Origin of the sequence: uncultured Kushneria sp. (assembly GCF_947497025.1) — a bacterium.
Taxonomy (GTDB): domain Bacteria; phylum Pseudomonadota; class Gammaproteobacteria; order Pseudomonadales; family Halomonadaceae; genus Kushneria.
Genome location: NZ_CANMFC010000003.1, coordinates 175622 through 192622, shown reverse-complemented (window position 1 = coordinate 192622; position 17001 = coordinate 175622). Strand labels below are relative to the sequence as shown.

The 17001-nt window shown below is 59.2% G+C and carries 17 protein-coding genes; 9 read left to right on the top strand and 8 right to left on the bottom strand.

Translation table 11 applies throughout. The annotated features are described in order from the left end of the window. Nucleotides 1-345 precede the first annotated feature (345 nt). Nucleotides 346-1539 (bottom strand): multidrug effflux MFS transporter, encoded by a 1194-nt coding sequence (locus Q0931_RS06660; RefSeq protein ID WP_299258528.1) that lies wholly within the window; start codon nucleotides 1537-1539, stop codon nucleotides 346-348. Nucleotides 1540-1667: 128 nt separating this feature from the next. Between Q0931_RS06660 and Q0931_RS06655 the strand changes: the two genes are divergently transcribed. The 5 genes from Q0931_RS06655 to Q0931_RS06635 all read left to right on the top strand — a co-directional run bounded on the left by Q0931_RS06655 (nucleotide 1668) and on the right by Q0931_RS06635 (nucleotide 5365). Beyond that, nucleotides 1668-2645 (top strand): formate/nitrite transporter family protein, encoded by a 978-nt coding sequence (locus Q0931_RS06655; protein WP_299258526.1) that lies wholly within the window; start codon nucleotides 1668-1670, stop codon nucleotides 2643-2645. Nucleotides 2646-2814: 169 nt separating this feature from the next. After that, on the top strand, nucleotides 2815-3669 hold the full coding sequence (gene nfo / locus Q0931_RS06650) for a deoxyribonuclease IV (RefSeq protein ID WP_299258524.1): 855 nt from the start codon (nucleotides 2815-2817) through the stop codon (nucleotides 3667-3669). 30 nt (nucleotides 3670-3699) lie between these two features. After that, nucleotides 3700-3993, top strand: coding sequence for a hypothetical protein (locus Q0931_RS06645; protein ID WP_299258522.1), 294 nt, complete (start codon nucleotides 3700-3702; stop codon nucleotides 3991-3993). Between the two features lie 167 nt (nucleotides 3994-4160). Beyond that, nucleotides 4161-4817, top strand: coding sequence for a hypothetical protein (locus Q0931_RS06640; protein WP_299258520.1), 657 nt, complete (start codon nucleotides 4161-4163; stop codon nucleotides 4815-4817). Then, on the top strand, nucleotides 4811-5365 hold the full coding sequence (locus tag Q0931_RS06635; RefSeq protein WP_299258518.1) for a FlgO family outer membrane protein: 555 nt from the start codon (nucleotides 4811-4813) through the stop codon (nucleotides 5363-5365). The genes Q0931_RS06640 and Q0931_RS06635 overlap by 7 nt, the downstream gene beginning before the upstream one ends. 87 nt (nucleotides 5366-5452) lie before the next feature. Here Q0931_RS06635 and Q0931_RS06630 read toward each other — a convergent pair whose 3' ends face one another. After that, on the bottom strand, nucleotides 5453-7150 hold the full coding sequence (locus Q0931_RS06630; RefSeq protein WP_299258516.1) for a 2-isopropylmalate synthase: 1698 nt from the start codon (nucleotides 7148-7150) through the stop codon (nucleotides 5453-5455). A gap of 226 nt (nucleotides 7151-7376) precedes the next feature. On the opposite strand from Q0931_RS06630, the gene Q0931_RS06625 reads away from it, so the two are divergent. Both Q0931_RS06625 and Q0931_RS06620 read left to right on the top strand, forming a co-directional pair. Next, the gene (locus tag Q0931_RS06625; protein WP_299258514.1) at nucleotides 7377-7874 is read left to right on the top strand and encodes an Lrp/AsnC family transcriptional regulator; all 498 of its coding nucleotides are present in this window, start codon (nucleotides 7377-7379) and stop codon (nucleotides 7872-7874) included. Nucleotides 7875-8036: 162 nt separating this feature from the next. Beyond that, a complete protein-coding gene (locus tag Q0931_RS06620; RefSeq protein ID WP_299258512.1) occupies nucleotides 8037-8567 on the top strand; it encodes an invasion associated locus B family protein in 531 nt (176 codons plus the stop codon). Between the two features lie 100 nt (nucleotides 8568-8667). Here Q0931_RS06620 and pepN read toward each other — a convergent pair whose 3' ends face one another. The 4 genes from pepN to Q0931_RS06600 all read right to left on the bottom strand — a co-directional run bounded on the left by pepN (nucleotide 8668) and on the right by Q0931_RS06600 (nucleotide 12864). Then, nucleotides 8668-11298 carry an aminopeptidase N gene (gene pepN / locus Q0931_RS06615; protein ID WP_299258510.1) on the bottom strand — a complete coding sequence of 877 codons (2631 nt, stop codon included), beginning with the start codon at nucleotides 11296-11298 and terminating at the stop codon, nucleotides 8668-8670. Between the two features lie 88 nt (nucleotides 11299-11386). Continuing rightward, nucleotides 11387-11758 carry a YbaN family protein gene (locus Q0931_RS06610; protein ID WP_299258508.1) on the bottom strand — a complete coding sequence of 124 codons (372 nt, stop codon included), beginning with the start codon at nucleotides 11756-11758 and terminating at the stop codon, nucleotides 11387-11389. 99 nt (nucleotides 11759-11857) lie between these two features. Beyond that, nucleotides 11858-12292, bottom strand: coding sequence for a YbaN family protein (locus Q0931_RS06605; RefSeq protein WP_299258506.1), 435 nt, complete (start codon nucleotides 12290-12292; stop codon nucleotides 11858-11860). A gap of 92 nt (nucleotides 12293-12384) precedes the next feature. Then, nucleotides 12385-12864 (bottom strand): GNAT family N-acetyltransferase, encoded by a 480-nt coding sequence (locus tag Q0931_RS06600; protein ID WP_299258504.1) that lies wholly within the window; start codon nucleotides 12862-12864, stop codon nucleotides 12385-12387. A gap of 157 nt (nucleotides 12865-13021) precedes the next feature. Between Q0931_RS06600 and Q0931_RS06595 the strand changes: the two genes are divergently transcribed. Together Q0931_RS06595 and Q0931_RS06590 are read left to right on the top strand one after the other, a co-directional pair. Next, the gene (locus Q0931_RS06595; protein ID WP_299258502.1) at nucleotides 13022-14266 is read left to right on the top strand and encodes a cation:proton antiporter; all 1245 of its coding nucleotides are present in this window, start codon (nucleotides 13022-13024) and stop codon (nucleotides 14264-14266) included. A 75-nt stretch (nucleotides 14267-14341) separates the two neighbouring features. Then, nucleotides 14342-15853 carry a RimK family protein gene (locus Q0931_RS06590; RefSeq protein WP_299258500.1) on the top strand — a complete coding sequence of 504 codons (1512 nt, stop codon included), beginning with the start codon at nucleotides 14342-14344 and terminating at the stop codon, nucleotides 15851-15853. Here Q0931_RS06590 and Q0931_RS06585 read toward each other — a convergent pair. Both Q0931_RS06585 and Q0931_RS06580 read right to left on the bottom strand, forming a co-directional pair. Continuing rightward, on the bottom strand, nucleotides 15848-16744 hold the full coding sequence (locus tag Q0931_RS06585) for a DUF2797 domain-containing protein (protein ID WP_366941586.1): 897 nt from the start codon (nucleotides 16742-16744) through the stop codon (nucleotides 15848-15850). The two genes, Q0931_RS06590 and Q0931_RS06585, sit on opposite strands and share 6 nt — an antisense overlap. Then, the gene (locus tag Q0931_RS06580) at nucleotides 16732-16998 is read right to left on the bottom strand and encodes a DUF1315 family protein (protein WP_299258498.1); all 267 of its coding nucleotides are present in this window, start codon (nucleotides 16996-16998) and stop codon (nucleotides 16732-16734) included. The genes Q0931_RS06585 and Q0931_RS06580 overlap by 13 nt, the downstream gene beginning before the upstream one ends. Nucleotides 16999-17001: the final 3 nt, after the last annotated feature.

Genomic DNA, 17001 nt, shown 5'->3' with positions numbered 1-17001 from the left:
AGCATCCTTGAAGTGCCCTGATATATAAAAAGGTATGGTTCATACGGTTGCCGTCATGCAGGAAAAAAGTCAGGGCAGCCATGCATGGCAGCGTATGCTTTATTGAATTTAGCAGGCCTGTTTACCATGGCCCTGCACCTTTATACCAGTCGTCCAGACGCAGCATTTTACGTCAACTCCTGGCGCACGATATGACTCAGAATGCCACAGCGATACAAAACATGTTCGTGATTATATGAGCGGTTGGACGCCATTCTAGCGTCAGCGAGCCTTTTTCTCAGTAGTCATAATGAAACGCTGTCTTTTTTTACCTTTCGGTGACATGTCGACAATAGAGTTAACCCGTCATGCCAGCACCTGTTCCCGATGAAAGATCACCAGCGCCATCAATAAAAGACCACCCGCGCCCACAATGCCGATCAATGCCAGTATCCATTGAGGCGCCAACGGCAGCATCGTCAGAATCGATGCCAAAAGCGCCCCACCACCCATCTGACAACATCCCGCCAGCGATGAGGCAAGCCCGGCCCTGTCCGCATACGGCTCAAGGGCCAGACTCAGTGCGGCGCCAAGCGTCAATGAAAAACCGGTCACCATGACGGCGTTGGGCAGCATGAAGGAAGCTACCCCGGGGCCGGAAAAACCATACAAAAGGGCATGCAGACATCCACCGATTACCATGACGGCAAGCCCCGCATGAATGGCACGGTGCTGCCCAAGACGCGCAATCAGCCGGGGCGCCAGAAAGTAGGCCACCACATTGATGGCAGCCACGGCACCAAACCAGCTGCCAAAGGCCAGCTCGCTCAGGCCGGCCCGGTCCATCAACAATATGGGCGCCGTGGTGACATAAATCAGAATGACCGTCATGCCGGTCATGGCAATCAGTACGTGAAAGACAAACTGCCCGTTGCGCAAAATGGCGAGCACATCACGGCCATAATGAGAAAGACGGCTCCTGTGCTCACCGTAAGGCCGGGTTTCCTCCAGTCCCCAAAGACAGAACAGGGTCACGCCCAGCGCAAACACCACCATGAAGACAAAGCTGGCACGCCAGTGCCAGAAGGCGGCCAGCAGGCTGCCCAGCAGCGGTGCCAGAGCCGGCACTACACAGACGGCGGCATTCAGGAAACTGTAAATGCCGGCGCGACGCTCACCCTCAAAGCGATCCCGCACACAGGAAAATGCCACCACGGTCGCAAGAGAAGCGCCAAATCCCTGTAGCAACCGCCCGATATAAAAAAGTGTGATCTGATCAGTAATCAGACACAGCGCCGCGGCCAGTCCATAAACGAGCGCCCCCATGATCGCCATGGGCCGTCGTCCCAGACCATCAACCAGCGGACCGGCCACCAGCTGTCCTGCGCCCATGCTGATCAGATACAGCGTAATGGACCATTTGATGCCCGCGGTATCCAGCGCAAAATCCTGCGCCAGCATTGGCAGCGATGGCAGAAAGATATCGACACCCATGGGGGTCAGCACGATCAGCGCCATCATCATGACGATCAGACGGCGGTTGCCGGAAAAGGTGCCCATGATCAGACTCTTTGAAAAGATGAGCCGGCACTGTACAGACTGGCTACGGTCCGGCCAACTCCTGTCAGTTTAAGGGACATCCGGCTACGCTAGGCTCATTGACCATGTTGACAACAGGCAGGCCCCCCATGAGCCAGGATCAGAACAGACAGGCAGAAGATGACTTTGAAGGTGGTCTCGACGCCGAATCCTCGGAGCAGGAAGATCAGGCGTCGGCATCAGAAAGCCCTGCCGAAAAACGCCGTCAGGCTGAAAAGCAGGAGGACCGAAAACTGCCCTCTCAGGCAGCCGCTGTCCACCAGCACCTTCGCAAGGATGGCCAAAAGGAGCTGTCGCGGGACTCCATGGCGCTGTTGTGGTCAGCTATCGCCGCCGGCATCTCGATGAGCTTCTCCATGGTGGCGCGCGGTCTCATGCACGCCCAGCTGCCGGAAAACGGTACCGGTTTCATGATCGAATGTCTGGGCTACACGGTAGGGTTTATCGTCGTCATCCTGGCCCGCCAGCAGCTGTTTACCGAAAATACCGTGACCGCCGTTTTACCGGTCATGAGTCACCCGACAATGGTCAATTTTGGCGCACTGGGACGTCTGTGGGGCGTCGTGCTGTTTGGCAACATGGTCGGTGCTGCCCTTTCAGCGGCCACATTCCTGAACATGCCGATGTTTGATCCAGCCACACACGAGGCCTTTATTACGCTGGGCCATCATCTCATGGAAAAGTCGCCATTTGAGATGTTTTCAAGTGCCGTCCTGGCCGGCTGGATGATTGCCACACTGGTGTGGCTGATTCCGGCAGCCGATCAGGCCAAGGTCTGGATCATCCTGATTATTACCTACGTCATGGCGATCGGCGGCTTTGCGCATATCGTCGTCGGGGCCAGTGAAATGTTTTACATGGTGTTTTCAGGCAATGCCGACTGGAGTGACTTCCTTCTACGCTTTGGCCTGCCGACCCTTGCCGGCAACGTGGTCGGAGGCACATTCATTTTTGCCCTGATCAGTCACGCACAGATTCGTGGCGATCTGGAAGCGCAGAAGGAGCGCAAGCAGGGACTGATCCAGCGCCGTCACAAGAAAAATCACGACCGGAAAGCTCAGGAGTAATCCTGATTCGGGTGACGACATGCACAGGCACAGCAAACAGGCGGCCCCGGCTCGCTTGTTTTTTTGTCTGTAAGGACGAGCGGGGCTATCAGCGCCATTCATGCACTCACAAACAGGATTGCGTACCATGACGCCTTTCCAGAAACAGCAAGGTTGTGTCAGGTAGCACATGAAATATATCGGAGCACACGTCAGCGCCGCCGGCGGCGTTGATCAGGCCGTAGGACGCGCGGTAGACATTGGCGCCAACGCCTTTGCCCTGTTTACCAAAAACCAGCGTCAGTGGAAGGCCAAACCACTGGATGAAAACGTCATTGCCGCCTTCAAAAAGGCGTGTCAGCACCACGGCTTCAAACCCGAGCAGATTCTTCCCCACGACAGCTATCTGATCAATCTGGGCCATCCGGAAGCAGAAGCCCTGGCCAAATCACGTGCCGCCTTTCTCGATGAAATGCAGCGCTGCGAACAGCTCGGCCTGACCCTGCTCAATTTCCATCCGGGCAGCCATCTGCGCAAAATCAGTGAAAGTGAGTGCCTGAAAATCATTGCCGATTCAATCAACGAGGCACTCGCCCAAACCCGAGGGGTGACCGCCGTGATCGAGAATACCGCCGGTCAGGGCAGCAACCTGGGCTATCGTTTCGAGCAGCTGGCCGACATCATTGAGCAGGTGGAAGACAAGTCACGCGTCGGCGTGTGTATCGATACCTGCCACGCCTTTGCCGGCGGCTATGATCTGCGCACCGAAGCCTCCACCCGGGCCGTTCTGGATGAGCTGGACGCCGTGGTCGGTATGAAGTATCTGCGCGGCATGCATCTCAACGATGCCAAAAGCACCCTGGGCAGTCGCGTGGATCGTCACCACAGTCTGGGGCAGGGCAATATCGGCAGTGACGCCTTCCGGGCCATCATGCAGGATGCGCGAATTGACGGTATTCCCATGATTCTGGAAACCATTGAGCCGGCCATCTGGGATCAGGAAATTGCCTGGCTGCGCGCGCAGGCCGGCGCCACCAGCGCCTGACGCTCTCTTATCTTTAGCGGGAACTTCAATATGCAGTCAGACGGTTTTTTCAGCTGGGTCGGTGAAACGCTGGGCAATATCATTCGCGCCATCGTTGAATTTCTGGCCTCCATTTTTGCCAATCTTTTTGGCGCCATGGACGGCTTCATTGATGGACTCACCCGTTCGCTGGGCATCAGCCCCTCCATGTTCAGTCTGGCCATTCTGGTCATCGGGCTGCTGCTTCTGGTCAACGGCGTCCGCGCCCTGCTGCGAGGCGGCATCATTGGCGGCCTGATCTGGCTGGTGCTGGGGCTTTTGGTCCTCTCCTGGCTGATCCCCTGATACGACCGGTCATCCCTCTCCCACCCTGTCCCTGACCAACGCAGGGCCATGACCTCGGCTGATCCGTCATGGCCGGACTCAAGCCGGACCCGACGTTGCCGATAAGACCTTCCTGATCAACCATGGCGCAGGCCGACCAGACCTGCGCCGTCAAGGGAAGGGAACCGATGTCGTTAAGGATCTGGGGAGTCATCTGCCTGGCTGCCACATTAAGTGGCTGCTTCAAAGTCAATACGTCCCAGGCCCCCATGGCGACCACCTGGGAGATGAGTGAGCAGCAGCGCATGCAGGCCGCCCACCACTGGGAAGTACTGGCGCAAAATGAAGCTCGCGGCATCATGGCCAATCAGCGCCTTCGCAGCAGGCCTCTGTACGTTTTCTCGCCGCAGCCGGCCACCCCTTTTGAGCGCGGCTACCATTCACTGCTCGAAAGCCAGCTGGTTCAGCAGGGGGCACTGGTCAGCACCCAGCCCGAAGGTTCCGTCATCATCGACCCTGAGGTTCAGGTCATCACCCACAGCGACCGAGGCAGCATCCGTCGTCCGCCGGGGACCTTTACCTTCCTCGCCGCCGGTGTCGCATGGGCCTTCCAGCCCCTCAAGCACTGGTCGGAACCCGCTCTGGCACTGATCCCGGGTGCTGCACTGCTTGACGCTTTCAGCGGCAACATCACCGAGGTCGGCAATACGGAAGTCATCATCACGACCCGGGCGAGAGAATTCGACACGCTGCTGTATTCGTCTTCCAACATCTATTACATCAATGCCGGTGACAGCAATCACTATGAAAACCGGAACGGGCTGAGGGTCTCATCGCAATGGTAAGCCAACGACTTTCGCGTTTTTCCCTGACGATGATATTACTGCTCTCCATGCTGGTCACAGGCTGCTCCGCCCTGCCGGGCCACAATACCGTACCCGAGCGGCCGACGCTGCTCTCTCGGGTCGATATCGCCGCCGACCGCCTGGTCAGGAACGCCCATGGCCGACTCTCACCCAGCGACACCATCATTGCGACCACCTTCGTTGATGTGGACCAGCTGGGACGCTCCTCCACGCTGGGCCGCACGCTCACGGAAGCCATGACCTCCAAACTGGTTGAACATGGCCTCAATGTCATTGAGGTCAAACTGCGCGACAGTCTCTATATCGAGGAGTACGCCGGCGAGATGATCTTGTCTCGCAACGTGCAGCGTCTGGGGAACAACTACAACGCCAGCGCCGTCCTGCTGGGCACCTATGCAGTGGCCCGTGGCGAAGTTTTCGTCAATGCCAGACTCGTGCGTCTTGCCGATCAGCTTGTCCTCGGCGCCAGCAGCTTCCGGATTCCCATGGATGCCGACGTCCAGATGCTGCTGACGTCGCCCTACTGATGCCATAAAGCCACACGGGCCCAAAACGCAAAAGGCCTGTTGCCACTGTGGCAACAGGTCTTTTTTAGTGCATGAGGCCCGGGCCTGTCAGACGCTGGCGCTATTGGCGATGGCCGTCAGGCCATCCCTGGCATGGGTGGCTTCATTGCACAGGTTGATGCCCGCAATCACGGCCTTGAGCGAGGCGCTGACGGTATCACTGTCTTCGGCCACGGCGCAGATACGCTGGCCATCCACATTGAGCTGCACAAAGGCAATGGCATTGGCGTCACTGTCCTCGCCCAGCGAATGCTCGTTGTAGTCAAGAATGCCGACCTGCTGGCCACTGTAACGCTGCCAGGCATTCATGAAGGCCGACATGGCACCGTTACCGCTGCCTTCCAGCGTCAGGCGCTCGCCGTCCTGTTCAAGCGTAATGGACAGGCCCTCTTCACTGGCCCGCGACAGGCGATAGTCGACCAGTGACAGCGGCCCCTCCCGCATGAACGTGGCAAACAGCAGGCGACGGATGGACTCGCTGGAGAGCTCACCGCTCAGACGCTCGCTTTCCTTTTGCACATGGGGCGCCAGCGCCAGCATCATCCAGCGCGGCAGGCTGATGCCATAATCGCGCTCCAGCAAAAAGGCCATGCCGCCCTTGCCCGACTGACTGTTGACGCGAATCACGGCCTGATAGTCGCGGCCGATATCCCGCGGGTCGATCGGCAGGTAGGCCACCTGCCAGGGCTCGTCATCACCCTGCTTTTTGAGTGACTTGCGAATGGCATCCTGATGGCTGCCGGAAAAGGCGGTGTACACCATTTCCCCCACCCAGGGGTGGCGCGGGTGCATGGTAATGCCGGTGCACTCGGTCACCACCTGAATGATTTCATCAGGGCGCGACAGATCAAGCTCCGGATCAATGCCCTGACTGTAGAGATTCATCGCCAGCGTGACGATATCCATGTTGCCGGTACGTTCACCGTTGCCAAGCAGCGTCCCTTCGACGCGTTCGGCACCGGCCAGCAGCGCCAGCTCGGCGGCTGCCACCGCGCCGCCACGGTCATTGTGCGTATGCACCGAGATGATGACGCTATCGCGGCGGCTGATGTTCTGACAGAAATATTCGATCTGATCGGCGTGATGATGCGGACCGGCCACTTCCACCGTGTTGGGCAGATTCAGGATGCAGCGGTTGTCCGGTGTGGGCTGCCAGACATCCATGACGGCTTCACAGATGGCCAGCGAAAAGTCGATCTCGGTGCTGGAAAAGCTTTCCGGGGAATACTGAAAACGCCAGTCGACCTGCGGGTAGCGGTCGGCGTGCTCCTTGACCCACTGCGCGCCGCTGACGGCAATATTGATAATGCCATCACGATCCATCTCGAACACGCGCTCGCGCTGGGTGGTCGAGGTGGAGTTGTAAAGATGGATAATAGCGCGCTTGACGCCCACCAATGCCTCAAAGCTCTTCTCGATCAGGTGCTCACGACACTGCACCAGTACGGCAATGGTGACATCGTCGGGAATCTGGTCCTCCTCGATCAGCCAGCGCACGAAGTCATAGTCGGGCTGACTGGCAGACGGAAACCCGACCATGACTTCCTTGATGCCGACTCGAATGATCTGCTTCCAGAAACGTTTCTTCTGCTCCACGCTCATCGGTTCCAGTAGCGCCTGATTGCCATCGCGAAGGTCTTCGCTGACCCAGATCGGCGCGGATTCAATATCACGATCGGGCCACTGGCGATGGAAGGCGGGCACCCGCGGCGCGGGACTGTACTTGCGATGATTGAAAGCCGTCATGTTGACCTCTGATAAGCGCTGAAGGGATGTTTCATGCCTGAGCAGGGGCATCATTGATGTCTACTCTCGTGAAGCGGACTCATGAGCCGAATCGGCACTGCTTGTGACAGTGGGATCAGTATAGCGCCGTCATCCTGACAGGTCCTTGCGATTATCGTGGTAAATCGTCCCCTTAAAGCAATATAATTCCAGTATTGAATAACTTTTTAGCAGAAGGCACCAATAAATGTTTGAGAGGCAACCGACTATTGCGATCGACCGCCATGATCGACATATCCTTGAAATACTGCAGACGGACGGTCGTATCAGCAACCAGGCGCTGGCCGATCGCGTTGGCCTGTCACCGTCGCCCTGTCTGAGACGAGTGCGTGCACTTGAAGAGAGCGGCTTGATTACCGGCTATCAGGCGCAGGTGGATGCCCGAAGGCTGGGCTATCGCCTGATGGCGCTGGTCCACATCTCCATGGATCGCCATACGCCCGAACGCTTTGCCAATTTTGAGCAGCGCGTCGCGGCCCTGCCTGAAGTGATCGAATGCCTGATGATCACCGGTCAGGAAGTCGACTATCAACTCAAGATTCGCGTCGAGGACATGGATGACTACCAGCGCCTGTTGCTGGAGCACATCACCCCGATCGAAGGCGTCACCGGCGTCCACTCCAATTTTGTGCTGCGTCCTGTCTTTGGCAATCGCCCCATCTCCACGGATCTGGTGGCACGCTGATAGCCTGCATCGGCCAGCGCCCGTCTCGTCAGACAGGGCGTTAAAGCTCCTTCGCCGGCGCAGGACTTTATAAAACAGGCGTCAGGGCTTAGTGTGTAGCGCTTCGGGTTGGGCGCCATGCGTGGTCATACCCGTACCCGTCATTTACAGGAGAGACTGCACATGCTGTTACGCCGCATGTCGGCTTCAGGGCTTATGGCCCTGATGGCGACGCTATTTTCCCTCTACATGGTGCCCGCTGCCCAGGCGCAGCCGCAAAACGCACCGGATGCCGATATCAAGCAATTCAGGGACTGGGAAGTCCGCTGCCCGAAGGGTGGTGGCAATGACGCACGCTGCACCATGACACAGCTGGTCAACAGCCCCAGCAGTGACCGCCCCGTCATGCGGGTCGTCGTGGCCTATCCGCCGCAGAGCAGTGACCCGGTCATGGTCTTTCTGCTGCCGCTGGGCGTGCGCCTTGCTCCCGGCATGCAGCTCCAGGTCGATAACGGCAAGGAAATCCCCTTCCCGTATCAGGTCTGCATGGATGACGCCTGCCGCGCCGACCTGCCCCTGCAGGGTCAGCTGCTCAGCCAGCTGCGTGGCGGCACGAAGGCCACGGTCAGCCTGTTTGATCCCAACGGCAAGCGTCTGGACACCAATATCTCACTGCTGGGCTTTACCGACGCCACTCGCGCCATCGCGCCCTGAGCAGAGTCCAGACCCTGACAGCGCCCGACACAACTCGTCCGCTGGCATCAAAAAAACGGCGCCCCATAGGGCGCCGTTTTGCATGGCCATCAGGACAACCTCAGGCCAGCGCCTTCTCCACCACCTCAAACACATTGCGCGAAAGATTTTCACTGCGAATGCGCTCAAGCTCGCCACGCATCAATGCCTGACGCTTCTCATCCAGGCGATGGTAACGCGTCAGCGGCACGATCATGCGCGCGGCAATTTCCGGATTGAGCCGGTTGAGCTCGATGACCACATCCGCCAGCAGCCGATACCCCTCTGCATCGAGGCGATGGAAGTTGACCCGGTTCTGCTGGGTAAAGGCACCGATCAGTGCCCGTACCCGGTTGGGATTTTTGATCGAAAACGCCGGATGCTTCATCAGAAAGCGTACGCGTTCCAGCGCATCCGCCTGTGGACGTGTCACCTGGGTGGCAAACCACTGATCCATCACCAGCGAATCATGGGCCCAGCGCTCGCCAAAGGCGCGAATCGCCGGGTCGCCCAGATCAGTGCGATCCGAGTGCGCCAGCAATGTCAGTGCCGCGCGCACGTCGGTCATGTTGTCGTCGGCCTCATACTGGGCACGCGCCATGTTGAGCGCCTCAACCTCACCGCTGGCGACCAGATAGGAGAGTGCCACGTTCTTGAGACTGCGTGAGGCGATCTGCTCGGGCGTGGGCGCGTACGCTTCCACCTGCTGATTGGCGTGATAGACGCTTTCGAACTCGGGAAAAAGATTATCCGCCAGCTGTTCGATCGCCGCGCGGCGGGCGCCGTGGATGGCGTCGATATCCACTCGATCTTGCTGCTCGGCAATCCACGCCTCGCTGGGCAGACGCAGCATTTCGGCCAGCACCGCCTTGTCATCGGTCGGTTCGCACAGCAGATGTCGGAAAGCTTCGATCAGCCGACTGTCCAGTGTCATCAGCTCACCGCGCTGATGGGCGGCCATCATCTCTTCGATCGCCATCAACGCCAGTCGCTGTGTGGCATCCCAGCGATTAAAACCATCCTCGTCAAAGCGCATCAGATGCGAGAGCGCATCACGCGACCAGGGATATTCCAGGCGAACCGGCGCCGAAAAGCCGCGCAGCAGCGAGGGCACGGCACCCTCATCGACATTGTCAAATACCCACTGCTGCTCGGCCTCACGCAGATGCAGTACGGTATCGGTGCCGTGCGACTCACCATTGATGATCAGCTCGACCGGCTGGCCATCGGCCGCGATCAGCCCCATGCGTACCGGCACATGCAGAGGCTGCTTGTCGTCCTGACCCGGCGTGGGCGGTGTCTGCTGGCTGATGCTCAAAGTAAGCTGACGCTGGCCGGCGTCGTAATCGCTGCGCGCCGTGAGCTGCGGGGTCCCCGCCTGAGCATACCAACGCATGAACCGGGTCAGATCTTCGCCCGACACCTCAGCCATGGTCTCGACAAAGTCCTCGACCCGCACTGCCTGACCGTCAAAGCGATCAAAGTAGAGGTCGCTGCCGCGGCGAAAGGTCTCTTCTCCCAGCAGATTGCTGAGCATGCGCACGATCTCGGCACCCTTTTCATAAATGGTCAGGGTGTAGAAGTTCGAGATCTCGATGAAATGATCGGGACGCACCGGATGCGCGGTGGGGCCGGCATCCTCTGCAAACTGCAGCGTGCGCATCAGCGCGGCATCCTCGATGCGCTTGACCGGTGCCGAGTTGATGTCGGAAGAAAAGCTCTGATCACGAAAGACGGTAAAGCCTTCCTTGAGCGCCAGCTGGAACCAGTCGCGGCAGGTAACTCGGTTGCCCGACCAGTTATGGAAGTACTCATGCGCCACGATCCCTTCAATACGCTGGAAGGTGGCATCCGTCGTGGTCTGCGGATTGGCCAGCACCGCGGCACTGTTGAAGATATTGAGCCCCTTGTTCTCCATGGCGCCCATGTTGAAGTCGTCCACGGCGACGATCATGAAAAGATCCAGATCGTATTCGCGTCCGTAGGCCTGCTCATCCCATTTCATGGCGCGCTTGAGCGAGGCCATGGCCCAGTCGGTCTTTTCCAGATTCTGCGCCTCGACCCACAGCTCGAGGGCCACTTCGCGCCCGCTCATGGTGGTGAAGCTGTCGCGCACGCACTCGAGCGAGCCGGCCACCAGCGCAAAGAGATAGGAAGGCTTGGGGTGCGGGTCCTCCCAGGTGACGAAATGACGACCATTGGGCAGCTCGCCGCGCTCGACGGGATTACCGTTGGAGAGCAGCACCGGCTGGCGCTTTTGATCACCGATGACCGTGGTGGTGAACACGGCCATCACATCGGGCCGGTCGGGATACCAGGTGATGCGACGAAAGCCTTCGGGCTCACACTGAGTGCAAAATATCGGTCCGGAAACGTAAAGCCCTTCCAGCGCCGTATTATTGGCCGGATCGATGACCACTTCCGTATCCAGCACAAACGCACCCGGCACTCGATCGATCACCAGCTGCTCGCCGTCAATGCGATATTCATTGTCCAGCAGCACCTGGCCATCAATGGCAATGCGCTCGGTGGTCAGCCCATGGCCGTACAGCGTCAACGCCGTGTCTTCGCCGTATTCGGTGTGACGCTGCATATGAAGACGCGCCCTGACTCGTGTCGCACTCGGATCAAGGTCGAAGGTCAGCTCTGTTTTGTCGACGCAGTAGGCCGGAGGACGGTAATCGCTTAGATAAATGGCTTGCGGCTCGGCCATGAAGGGCTCCTGAAATGGGTCGATCGTGGGTCTAGTGTACGCTGCAAGCCCTTGCCGGCTCAAAGCGCATGCGCTCGGAAAAGCGGACTTATGGTTTATGACGCTGCGAGGGGGTGGCCCGTGTGATGAGCCAGCTGCCAATACCAGCCAGCAGCAGGGTCACACCGATACGCACGGCCAGAGAAGGGATGGTGATCCAGATCACTACGGCGCTGAAGACCAGGGTCGCGACTGCCAACGCCTTGGCACGTAATGAGATGGCGCGCTCATGCTCCCAGTGCCTTATCGCAGGGCCTGCCAGCCGGTGCTGTCGAATCCAGCGGGCAAATTGCGGCGAGCCTTTTGATGCCAGCGCCACGGCGGCCAGCATGAAGGGTGTGGTCGGCAGCAGCGGCACGATGACGCCTGCCGCGCCCAGCGCAAAGCAGAGTCCGGCAAGGCCTATCCAGAGATAGCGCATGGCACCTTCCTGCAGGACGGCCTGCTCGGCGAGACGACAACTGTCAGCCCGACAGGAGAGCCGGCGATGGCCAGGAAGACACGCAGGGCATCTGAATAATCAGTCATTGGAAACACGGGGCTTTCCGGAAGGCAGTGGCCGGGTTGCCACGAACGCCCCCACGACCGTCAGCACCATCAAAAGCAGCCAGAAAACCCAGTTGAAACCGGTATGAATCCAGATGACCCAGGCACTGAAAAACATCATGGCGATCGACACGAGCTTGGCCGGCAGGGGAATGGCGCGCTCCTCCTCCCATGCCCGGATCAATGGCCCCGCGAAACGATTGCGCCGAATCCAGCGTTCAAAGCGTTTTGAGCCCTTTGATGCACAGATCACCGCCAGCAGCATGAAATCAGTGGCCGGCAGCAGCGGCAAAAAGATACCAACTATCCCGATCCCGAAACAAAGCGCTGCCAGCGAGATCCAGATGGCACGATTGATCGGAGAGCGCGCGCGATGATCCGCGGCGGGATCCGGAGGAAGACCTGACATGCCACACTCCCGCGAAAACGTGAACCGCCGATCATAGCGTTCAAGGCGCCTGTCACCAACCCTGCGTCTACTGCCTGCAAAGCTGCAGGAAGCTAGGAGGACGCACTGTTGCCTTCACCCAGGCAGCGCAGCATTTTCCAGGCCGCACAGCCATCGTGATAATAATCTTCCATCCAGTGCAGTACCTCATAGCCCATGCGCCGATACAGCGAGATGGCCGAGCGGTTATCGGCACGCACTTCCAGATAGATGCTGTCACAGCCACGCGCCAGGGCCACCGCCTCCAGCGCCAGCAGCAGACGCTGCCCCAGCCCCTGCCCGCGAACGTCCGGATGCAGGCAAAAGGAGTAAAGGCGCGCCTTTTTTTCGTTGCGTCGAAAAAGCAGCGTCCCGTATCCCATCAGGACTCCATCGTCATCGATGACCAGACGCGTCTGTGCGTTGGCCTTCGTGACCAGATACTTCAGCTGTGAGGGGCTGAAGCTGTCCTCATCGTCGCCAAAGCAGGTGCGCTCCAGGGCATTGAGTGCCGCCGCATCCCTACCGTCCGCTGCACGCAGCGTGAAAGCCATGCGATCTTCTCCAGGTCAGGATCCAAAAGGCCGCAATCCTACCATTTCTCTCTTCTCAAGACCCTGCCGGGTAGCGCATCGACCACAACAATAGTTTGTGGCGACTACACTGGGAGGACTTTTTCTATCCGTGAACAACCCGGCCGGTATTGCTTGCATGACCCACACTATTTTGCTCATTGCCGTTTCCATCTCATGCCTGTGGCTTGTCAATGGCCTGATGATCAAGAAAATCCGGAAGTGGTATGCCACGGAAGTACAGTTTGCCCTTCTGGCCGGCATCCTCATGGGGCCTGTCACCCAGGTGGTGCCGCTCTCCTCGCTGGGAGACGTCACGATTCTCATGGAATGGGCCTGTCGCATCACGATGGCCATGGCACTGAGTTCGGCCGCCCTGCAGATGGAGCGACACTTTCTTGAAACCTGCTGGCGACCACTTGCCGTCATCGTCATCGGTGGCATGGTTTTGATGGCGGCGTTCACGACCGTACTGATACAGATCACCATGGCCACCGGCTGGGCGCTGGCATTTCTGCTGGGCTGGATACTGACCCCCACCGACCCGGTCGTCACAGCGACCGTCGTACAGGGCGAACAGGCACAGAAGCTGATTCCGGCGCCCATGCGCCATGCCATTACCTACGAATCCGGCATCAATGACGGGCTGGCCTCTCCCATGGTTATGCTCGCCATGGCGCTCTGGTCAAGCGTGACGCAGGGACAGCCCCTGGAGGGCATGCACTGGCTTTTAATGACGGTCGGGTATGAAAACGTGCTGTGCGCAGCACTGGCCTATGTGCTCGGGCTGGCAGCCGGCCGGGTGCTGCAGAGGGCCCATCAGGCCGGCTGGATGTCGCAAAGCACCCTGCTGCCCTTTTCACTGGCCTTTACCCTGCTACTGCTCTTCGGTCTTCACATGGTGGGCATGAATGCCATCATCGGGGTCTTTATCGGCAATCTGGGCCTGTCGCATACCGTGACCGAAAACGAGGATCTACAGCAGGAGGAGATGCAATCAACGCTCGAGCGTCTTTTCACCATTCCAGTGTTTTTCCTGCTGGGAATTGTCCTGCCCTGGCAGGGCTGGCTATCGCTGGGCTGGATGGCCCTGGTTGCCGCCATCCTGATCGTGCTGCTGCGTCGCCTGCCGGCCCTTTTACTGCTGTCGCCACTGCTGGGGCCACTCAAGGGCATCAGAACCGCCGCCTGGCTTGGATGGATCGGACCATTGGGTGTGGCCGCTCTGCTCTATGCGCTGGAAGTGCGTGAGAAAACAGACCTTGACCTTGCCTGGCCGCTCGTCACGCTGGTCGTGGTGGCCTCGGTCGTCATTCATGGCAGCTCCAGCATCGTGTCGGCGCGCGCCTATGCCCGCCATCATGATCAGGACAGCCGCTCCTGAGTGCCTGCCACTATTCCACGACAGGCTGCGGCGTCCTATGATGCGCCTGTTTCCCCTCACACCGCGGAGCGCGTCATGTCACGTTTGCGTATTGTTGTGGATCACCCCAGCGACTGGCGCCCCTACTACCCCAGCGATGATCTGGTCAGCGCCGATGACTTTCTGGCGCTGGAAGAAACCCCTGATCAGGACCGGGCCACCCACGTCATCAACCTGTGCAGCGGGCTGGATTATCTGGAAACCGGCTACTACGTCTCGCTGCTGGCCCAGGCGCGCGGGCAGCGCGTGCAGCCTGACGTGGAAACGCTCAATCAGCTCAAGCGCAAGGCACTGATCGATCTGCAGCTTGACGGGCTCAATGACATGATGGCCGAGCTGGACCGCCGCGGCGCCCTGCAGGGCGAGCGGCTGGATCTGCGGCTTTTCTTTGGCGATACCGGCAGTGAGGTGCTGGCACGACTCGGACGCCGGCTCTTTTCGCATTTACCCTGTCCGATCATGGAAGCACGGTTTACCAAACGCCACGGTGACTGGCGACTGGCGCGACTGAAAGCGCTTTCGCTGAGAGACATTGCCCCGGACGAAGAAGATCGCTTTGCGCGTGCCCTCAACGGCCACTCCCGCCAGGTCTGGCGTACGCCTGCCGCCAAACGACGCTACCGTTTCGATCTGGCCATTCTGGTGGACCCTGCCGAAGCCATGCCGCCCAGCAACAAGAGTGCGATCAAGCAGTTCATCCGTGCCGGGCGCTCGATGGGTATCGATGTCAGCCTGATCACCCGTCGCGATGAAGGCCGACTGGCTGAATTCGATGCCCTGTTCATTCGCGAAACCACACGTCTTGATCACCACACCTGGCGCATGGCCCGTCGCGCCGAACACGAAGGGCTGGTGGTGATCGATGATCCCCAGTCGATTCTTCGCTGTACCAACAAGGTCTATCTGCATGCCCTGCTACGCGCCAAAGGCATTCCCGCGCCCGAGGGACATCTGCTCAACCGCAGCGACCTTGATCGCCTGGACACGCTGGCCGACACCCTCGACTTCCCACAGGTGTTGAAAATACCGGACGGTGCCTTTTCCCGCGGCGTGGTCAAGATCAGTTCCAAAACTCAGTTGATCGAGGAGGCCCGGCGACTTTTCGAGGATTCGGCCCTGCTGCTCCTGCAGGAATGGATGCCCACCGAATATGACTGGCGCATCGGTATTCTGGACGGGCAGGTGCTGTTTGCCAGCCGCTACTACATGGCCCGCGGCCACTGGCAGATCTATGACCACAGCGGCGGACGGGTACGTAGCGGTGGATTTGAAACGATGGACCCGGCCAGAGCGCCCGAGAAGGTGATTAAAACCGCCCTCAAGGCCACGCGTCTGATTGGCAACGGTCTTTACGGGGTCGATCTCAAGCAAAGCGGTGATCGGGTCGTGGTCATCGAGGTCAACGACAACCCCAATCTGGATGTTGGCGTCGAAGATGTCGTACTGGGACCAGAGCTTTACCGGCGCATCATGGCGTGGTTTCTGGAGCAGATGGAACGCAAGCGCCAGCCCAGGCAGGTGACGGGCCGCCAGCTACCGACATCATGAACGTGACGAGAGCGTCACGCTGACCTGATAGCCGGTGTACTTGCGCAGATTGATCACACCGGTATCAAGAATCAGATACTGGCCCTTCATGCCCATCAGACGCCCTTCAACCTGCGGCGTGCGATCCAGATTGAAGGCGCTGACGCGGTCGGGCCAGGCCAGCACCGGATAATCAAATCGAGCGACGGACGGCTCGGCATGCGCCTGGATATTGTCTTCACCAAATTGCGCCCTGAGCGCAGCCATTCCCGGGGCCAGCCGGGTCATCAGATCATCTCTCAAGGCGAGGAGATCGACATTGGCGACTTCGCCCTTGAGCATGCGCTGCCAGTGAGTGCGATCACTGATTTCGCTTCGAAACAGCGCCTCGACCATGCCCGACTGACGACGCGACGCCACTGATAGAATCGGCAGGGCCTGAACCGCCCCCTGATCGAGCCAGCGCGTGGGCATTTGAGAAGGTTTGGTAATGCCGACCTTGGCCCCCGAGCTGCTGGCCAGATACACCACATGAGGGGCAAAGCAGTGTCGCTCTCCCCATTCGGGTTCGCGGCAGGTGCCCTGAAAATAATGACAGCGCTCGGGGGCCATCATGCAGGTATCACAGCGCGCCAGACGCCGAAAGCAGCGATAGCAATGGCCCTGACCAAAACTCTTGCGGGTGGACTGCTGGCAGTTAACGCAGACAATACGCCCGGCAAAGCGCAGTGTAATGTCATGCCCCAGCCAGGCGTTGAGCGGCTGACTGTGCTCACCGACGCGCAGCCGATAGTGCGCTCGGCCTGCGGCGTCCACCGTGATGGCCATTCGGGACAGCTCCCCGGCGCATTCAGACCGCGCCTCGGGCGGCGTCTGGAGACACCAGAGCGGCTCGAGGTCTAATTGACCCATTTAATGCTGTCACCCTGAGCCTCGCCGTGCTGGTCACTGCCGCAGCCATGACGATCGATGTGCCCGGTGCGCTGCTCGGGCGCCACGTTGTGTTTCGCTTCAAAGCGCAGAATCGCCTCGAGACACAACTCGCGCTGCTCACTGCTCAGGGTACGGCCGTCAGGCCACTTGCCCAGCTCCACACCCCGCTTGAGCCCTTCATACATTTGCGGCGTCAGCTGTTCGATCATGCGCTCGAAATTCATGTCGCTCATGGT

Excerpts from the sequence above, each read along its gene's own strand:
- Q0931_RS06660 (WP_299258528.1), bottom strand. The coding sequence starts at position 1,539 with ATGGGCACCTTTTCCGGCAACCGCCGTCTGATCGTCATGATGATGGCG.
- Q0931_RS06655 (WP_299258526.1), top strand. The coding sequence starts at position 1,668 with ATGAGCCAGGATCAGAACAGACAGGCAGAAGATGACTTTGAAGGTGGT.
- nfo (WP_299258524.1), top strand. The coding sequence starts at position 2,815 with ATGAAATATATCGGAGCACACGTCAGCGCCGCCGGCGGCGTTGATCAG.
- Q0931_RS06645 (WP_299258522.1), top strand. The coding sequence starts at position 3,700 with ATGCAGTCAGACGGTTTTTTCAGCTGGGTCGGTGAAACGCTGGGCAAT.
- Q0931_RS06640 (WP_299258520.1), top strand. The coding sequence starts at position 4,161 with ATGTCGTTAAGGATCTGGGGAGTCATCTGCCTGGCTGCCACATTAAGT.
- Q0931_RS06635 (WP_299258518.1), top strand. The coding sequence starts at position 4,811 with ATGGTAAGCCAACGACTTTCGCGTTTTTCCCTGACGATGATATTACTG.
- Q0931_RS06630 (WP_299258516.1), bottom strand. The coding sequence starts at position 7,150 with ATGACGGCTTTCAATCATCGCAAGTACAGTCCCGCGCCGCGGGTGCCC.
- Q0931_RS06625 (WP_299258514.1), top strand. The coding sequence starts at position 7,377 with ATGTTTGAGAGGCAACCGACTATTGCGATCGACCGCCATGATCGACAT.
- Q0931_RS06620 (WP_299258512.1), top strand. The coding sequence starts at position 8,037 with ATGCTGTTACGCCGCATGTCGGCTTCAGGGCTTATGGCCCTGATGGCG.
- pepN (WP_299258510.1), bottom strand. The coding sequence starts at position 11,298 with ATGGCCGAGCCGCAAGCCATTTATCTAAGCGATTACCGTCCTCCGGCC.
- Q0931_RS06610 (WP_299258508.1), bottom strand. The coding sequence starts at position 11,758 with ATGCGCTATCTCTGGATAGGCCTTGCCGGACTCTGCTTTGCGCTGGGC.
- Q0931_RS06605 (WP_299258506.1), bottom strand. The coding sequence starts at position 12,292 with ATGTCAGGTCTTCCTCCGGATCCCGCCGCGGATCATCGCGCGCGCTCT.
- Q0931_RS06600 (WP_299258504.1), bottom strand. The coding sequence starts at position 12,864 with ATGGCTTTCACGCTGCGTGCAGCGGACGGTAGGGATGCGGCGGCACTC.
- Q0931_RS06595 (WP_299258502.1), top strand. The coding sequence starts at position 13,022 with ATGACCCACACTATTTTGCTCATTGCCGTTTCCATCTCATGCCTGTGG.
- Q0931_RS06590 (WP_299258500.1), top strand. The coding sequence starts at position 14,342 with ATGTCACGTTTGCGTATTGTTGTGGATCACCCCAGCGACTGGCGCCCC.
- Q0931_RS06585 (WP_366941586.1), bottom strand. The coding sequence starts at position 16,744 with ATGGGTCAATTAGACCTCGAGCCGCTCTGGTGTCTCCAGACGCCGCCC.
- Q0931_RS06580 (WP_299258498.1), bottom strand. The coding sequence starts at position 16,998 with ATGAGCGACATGAATTTCGAGCGCATGATCGAACAGCTGACGCCGCAA.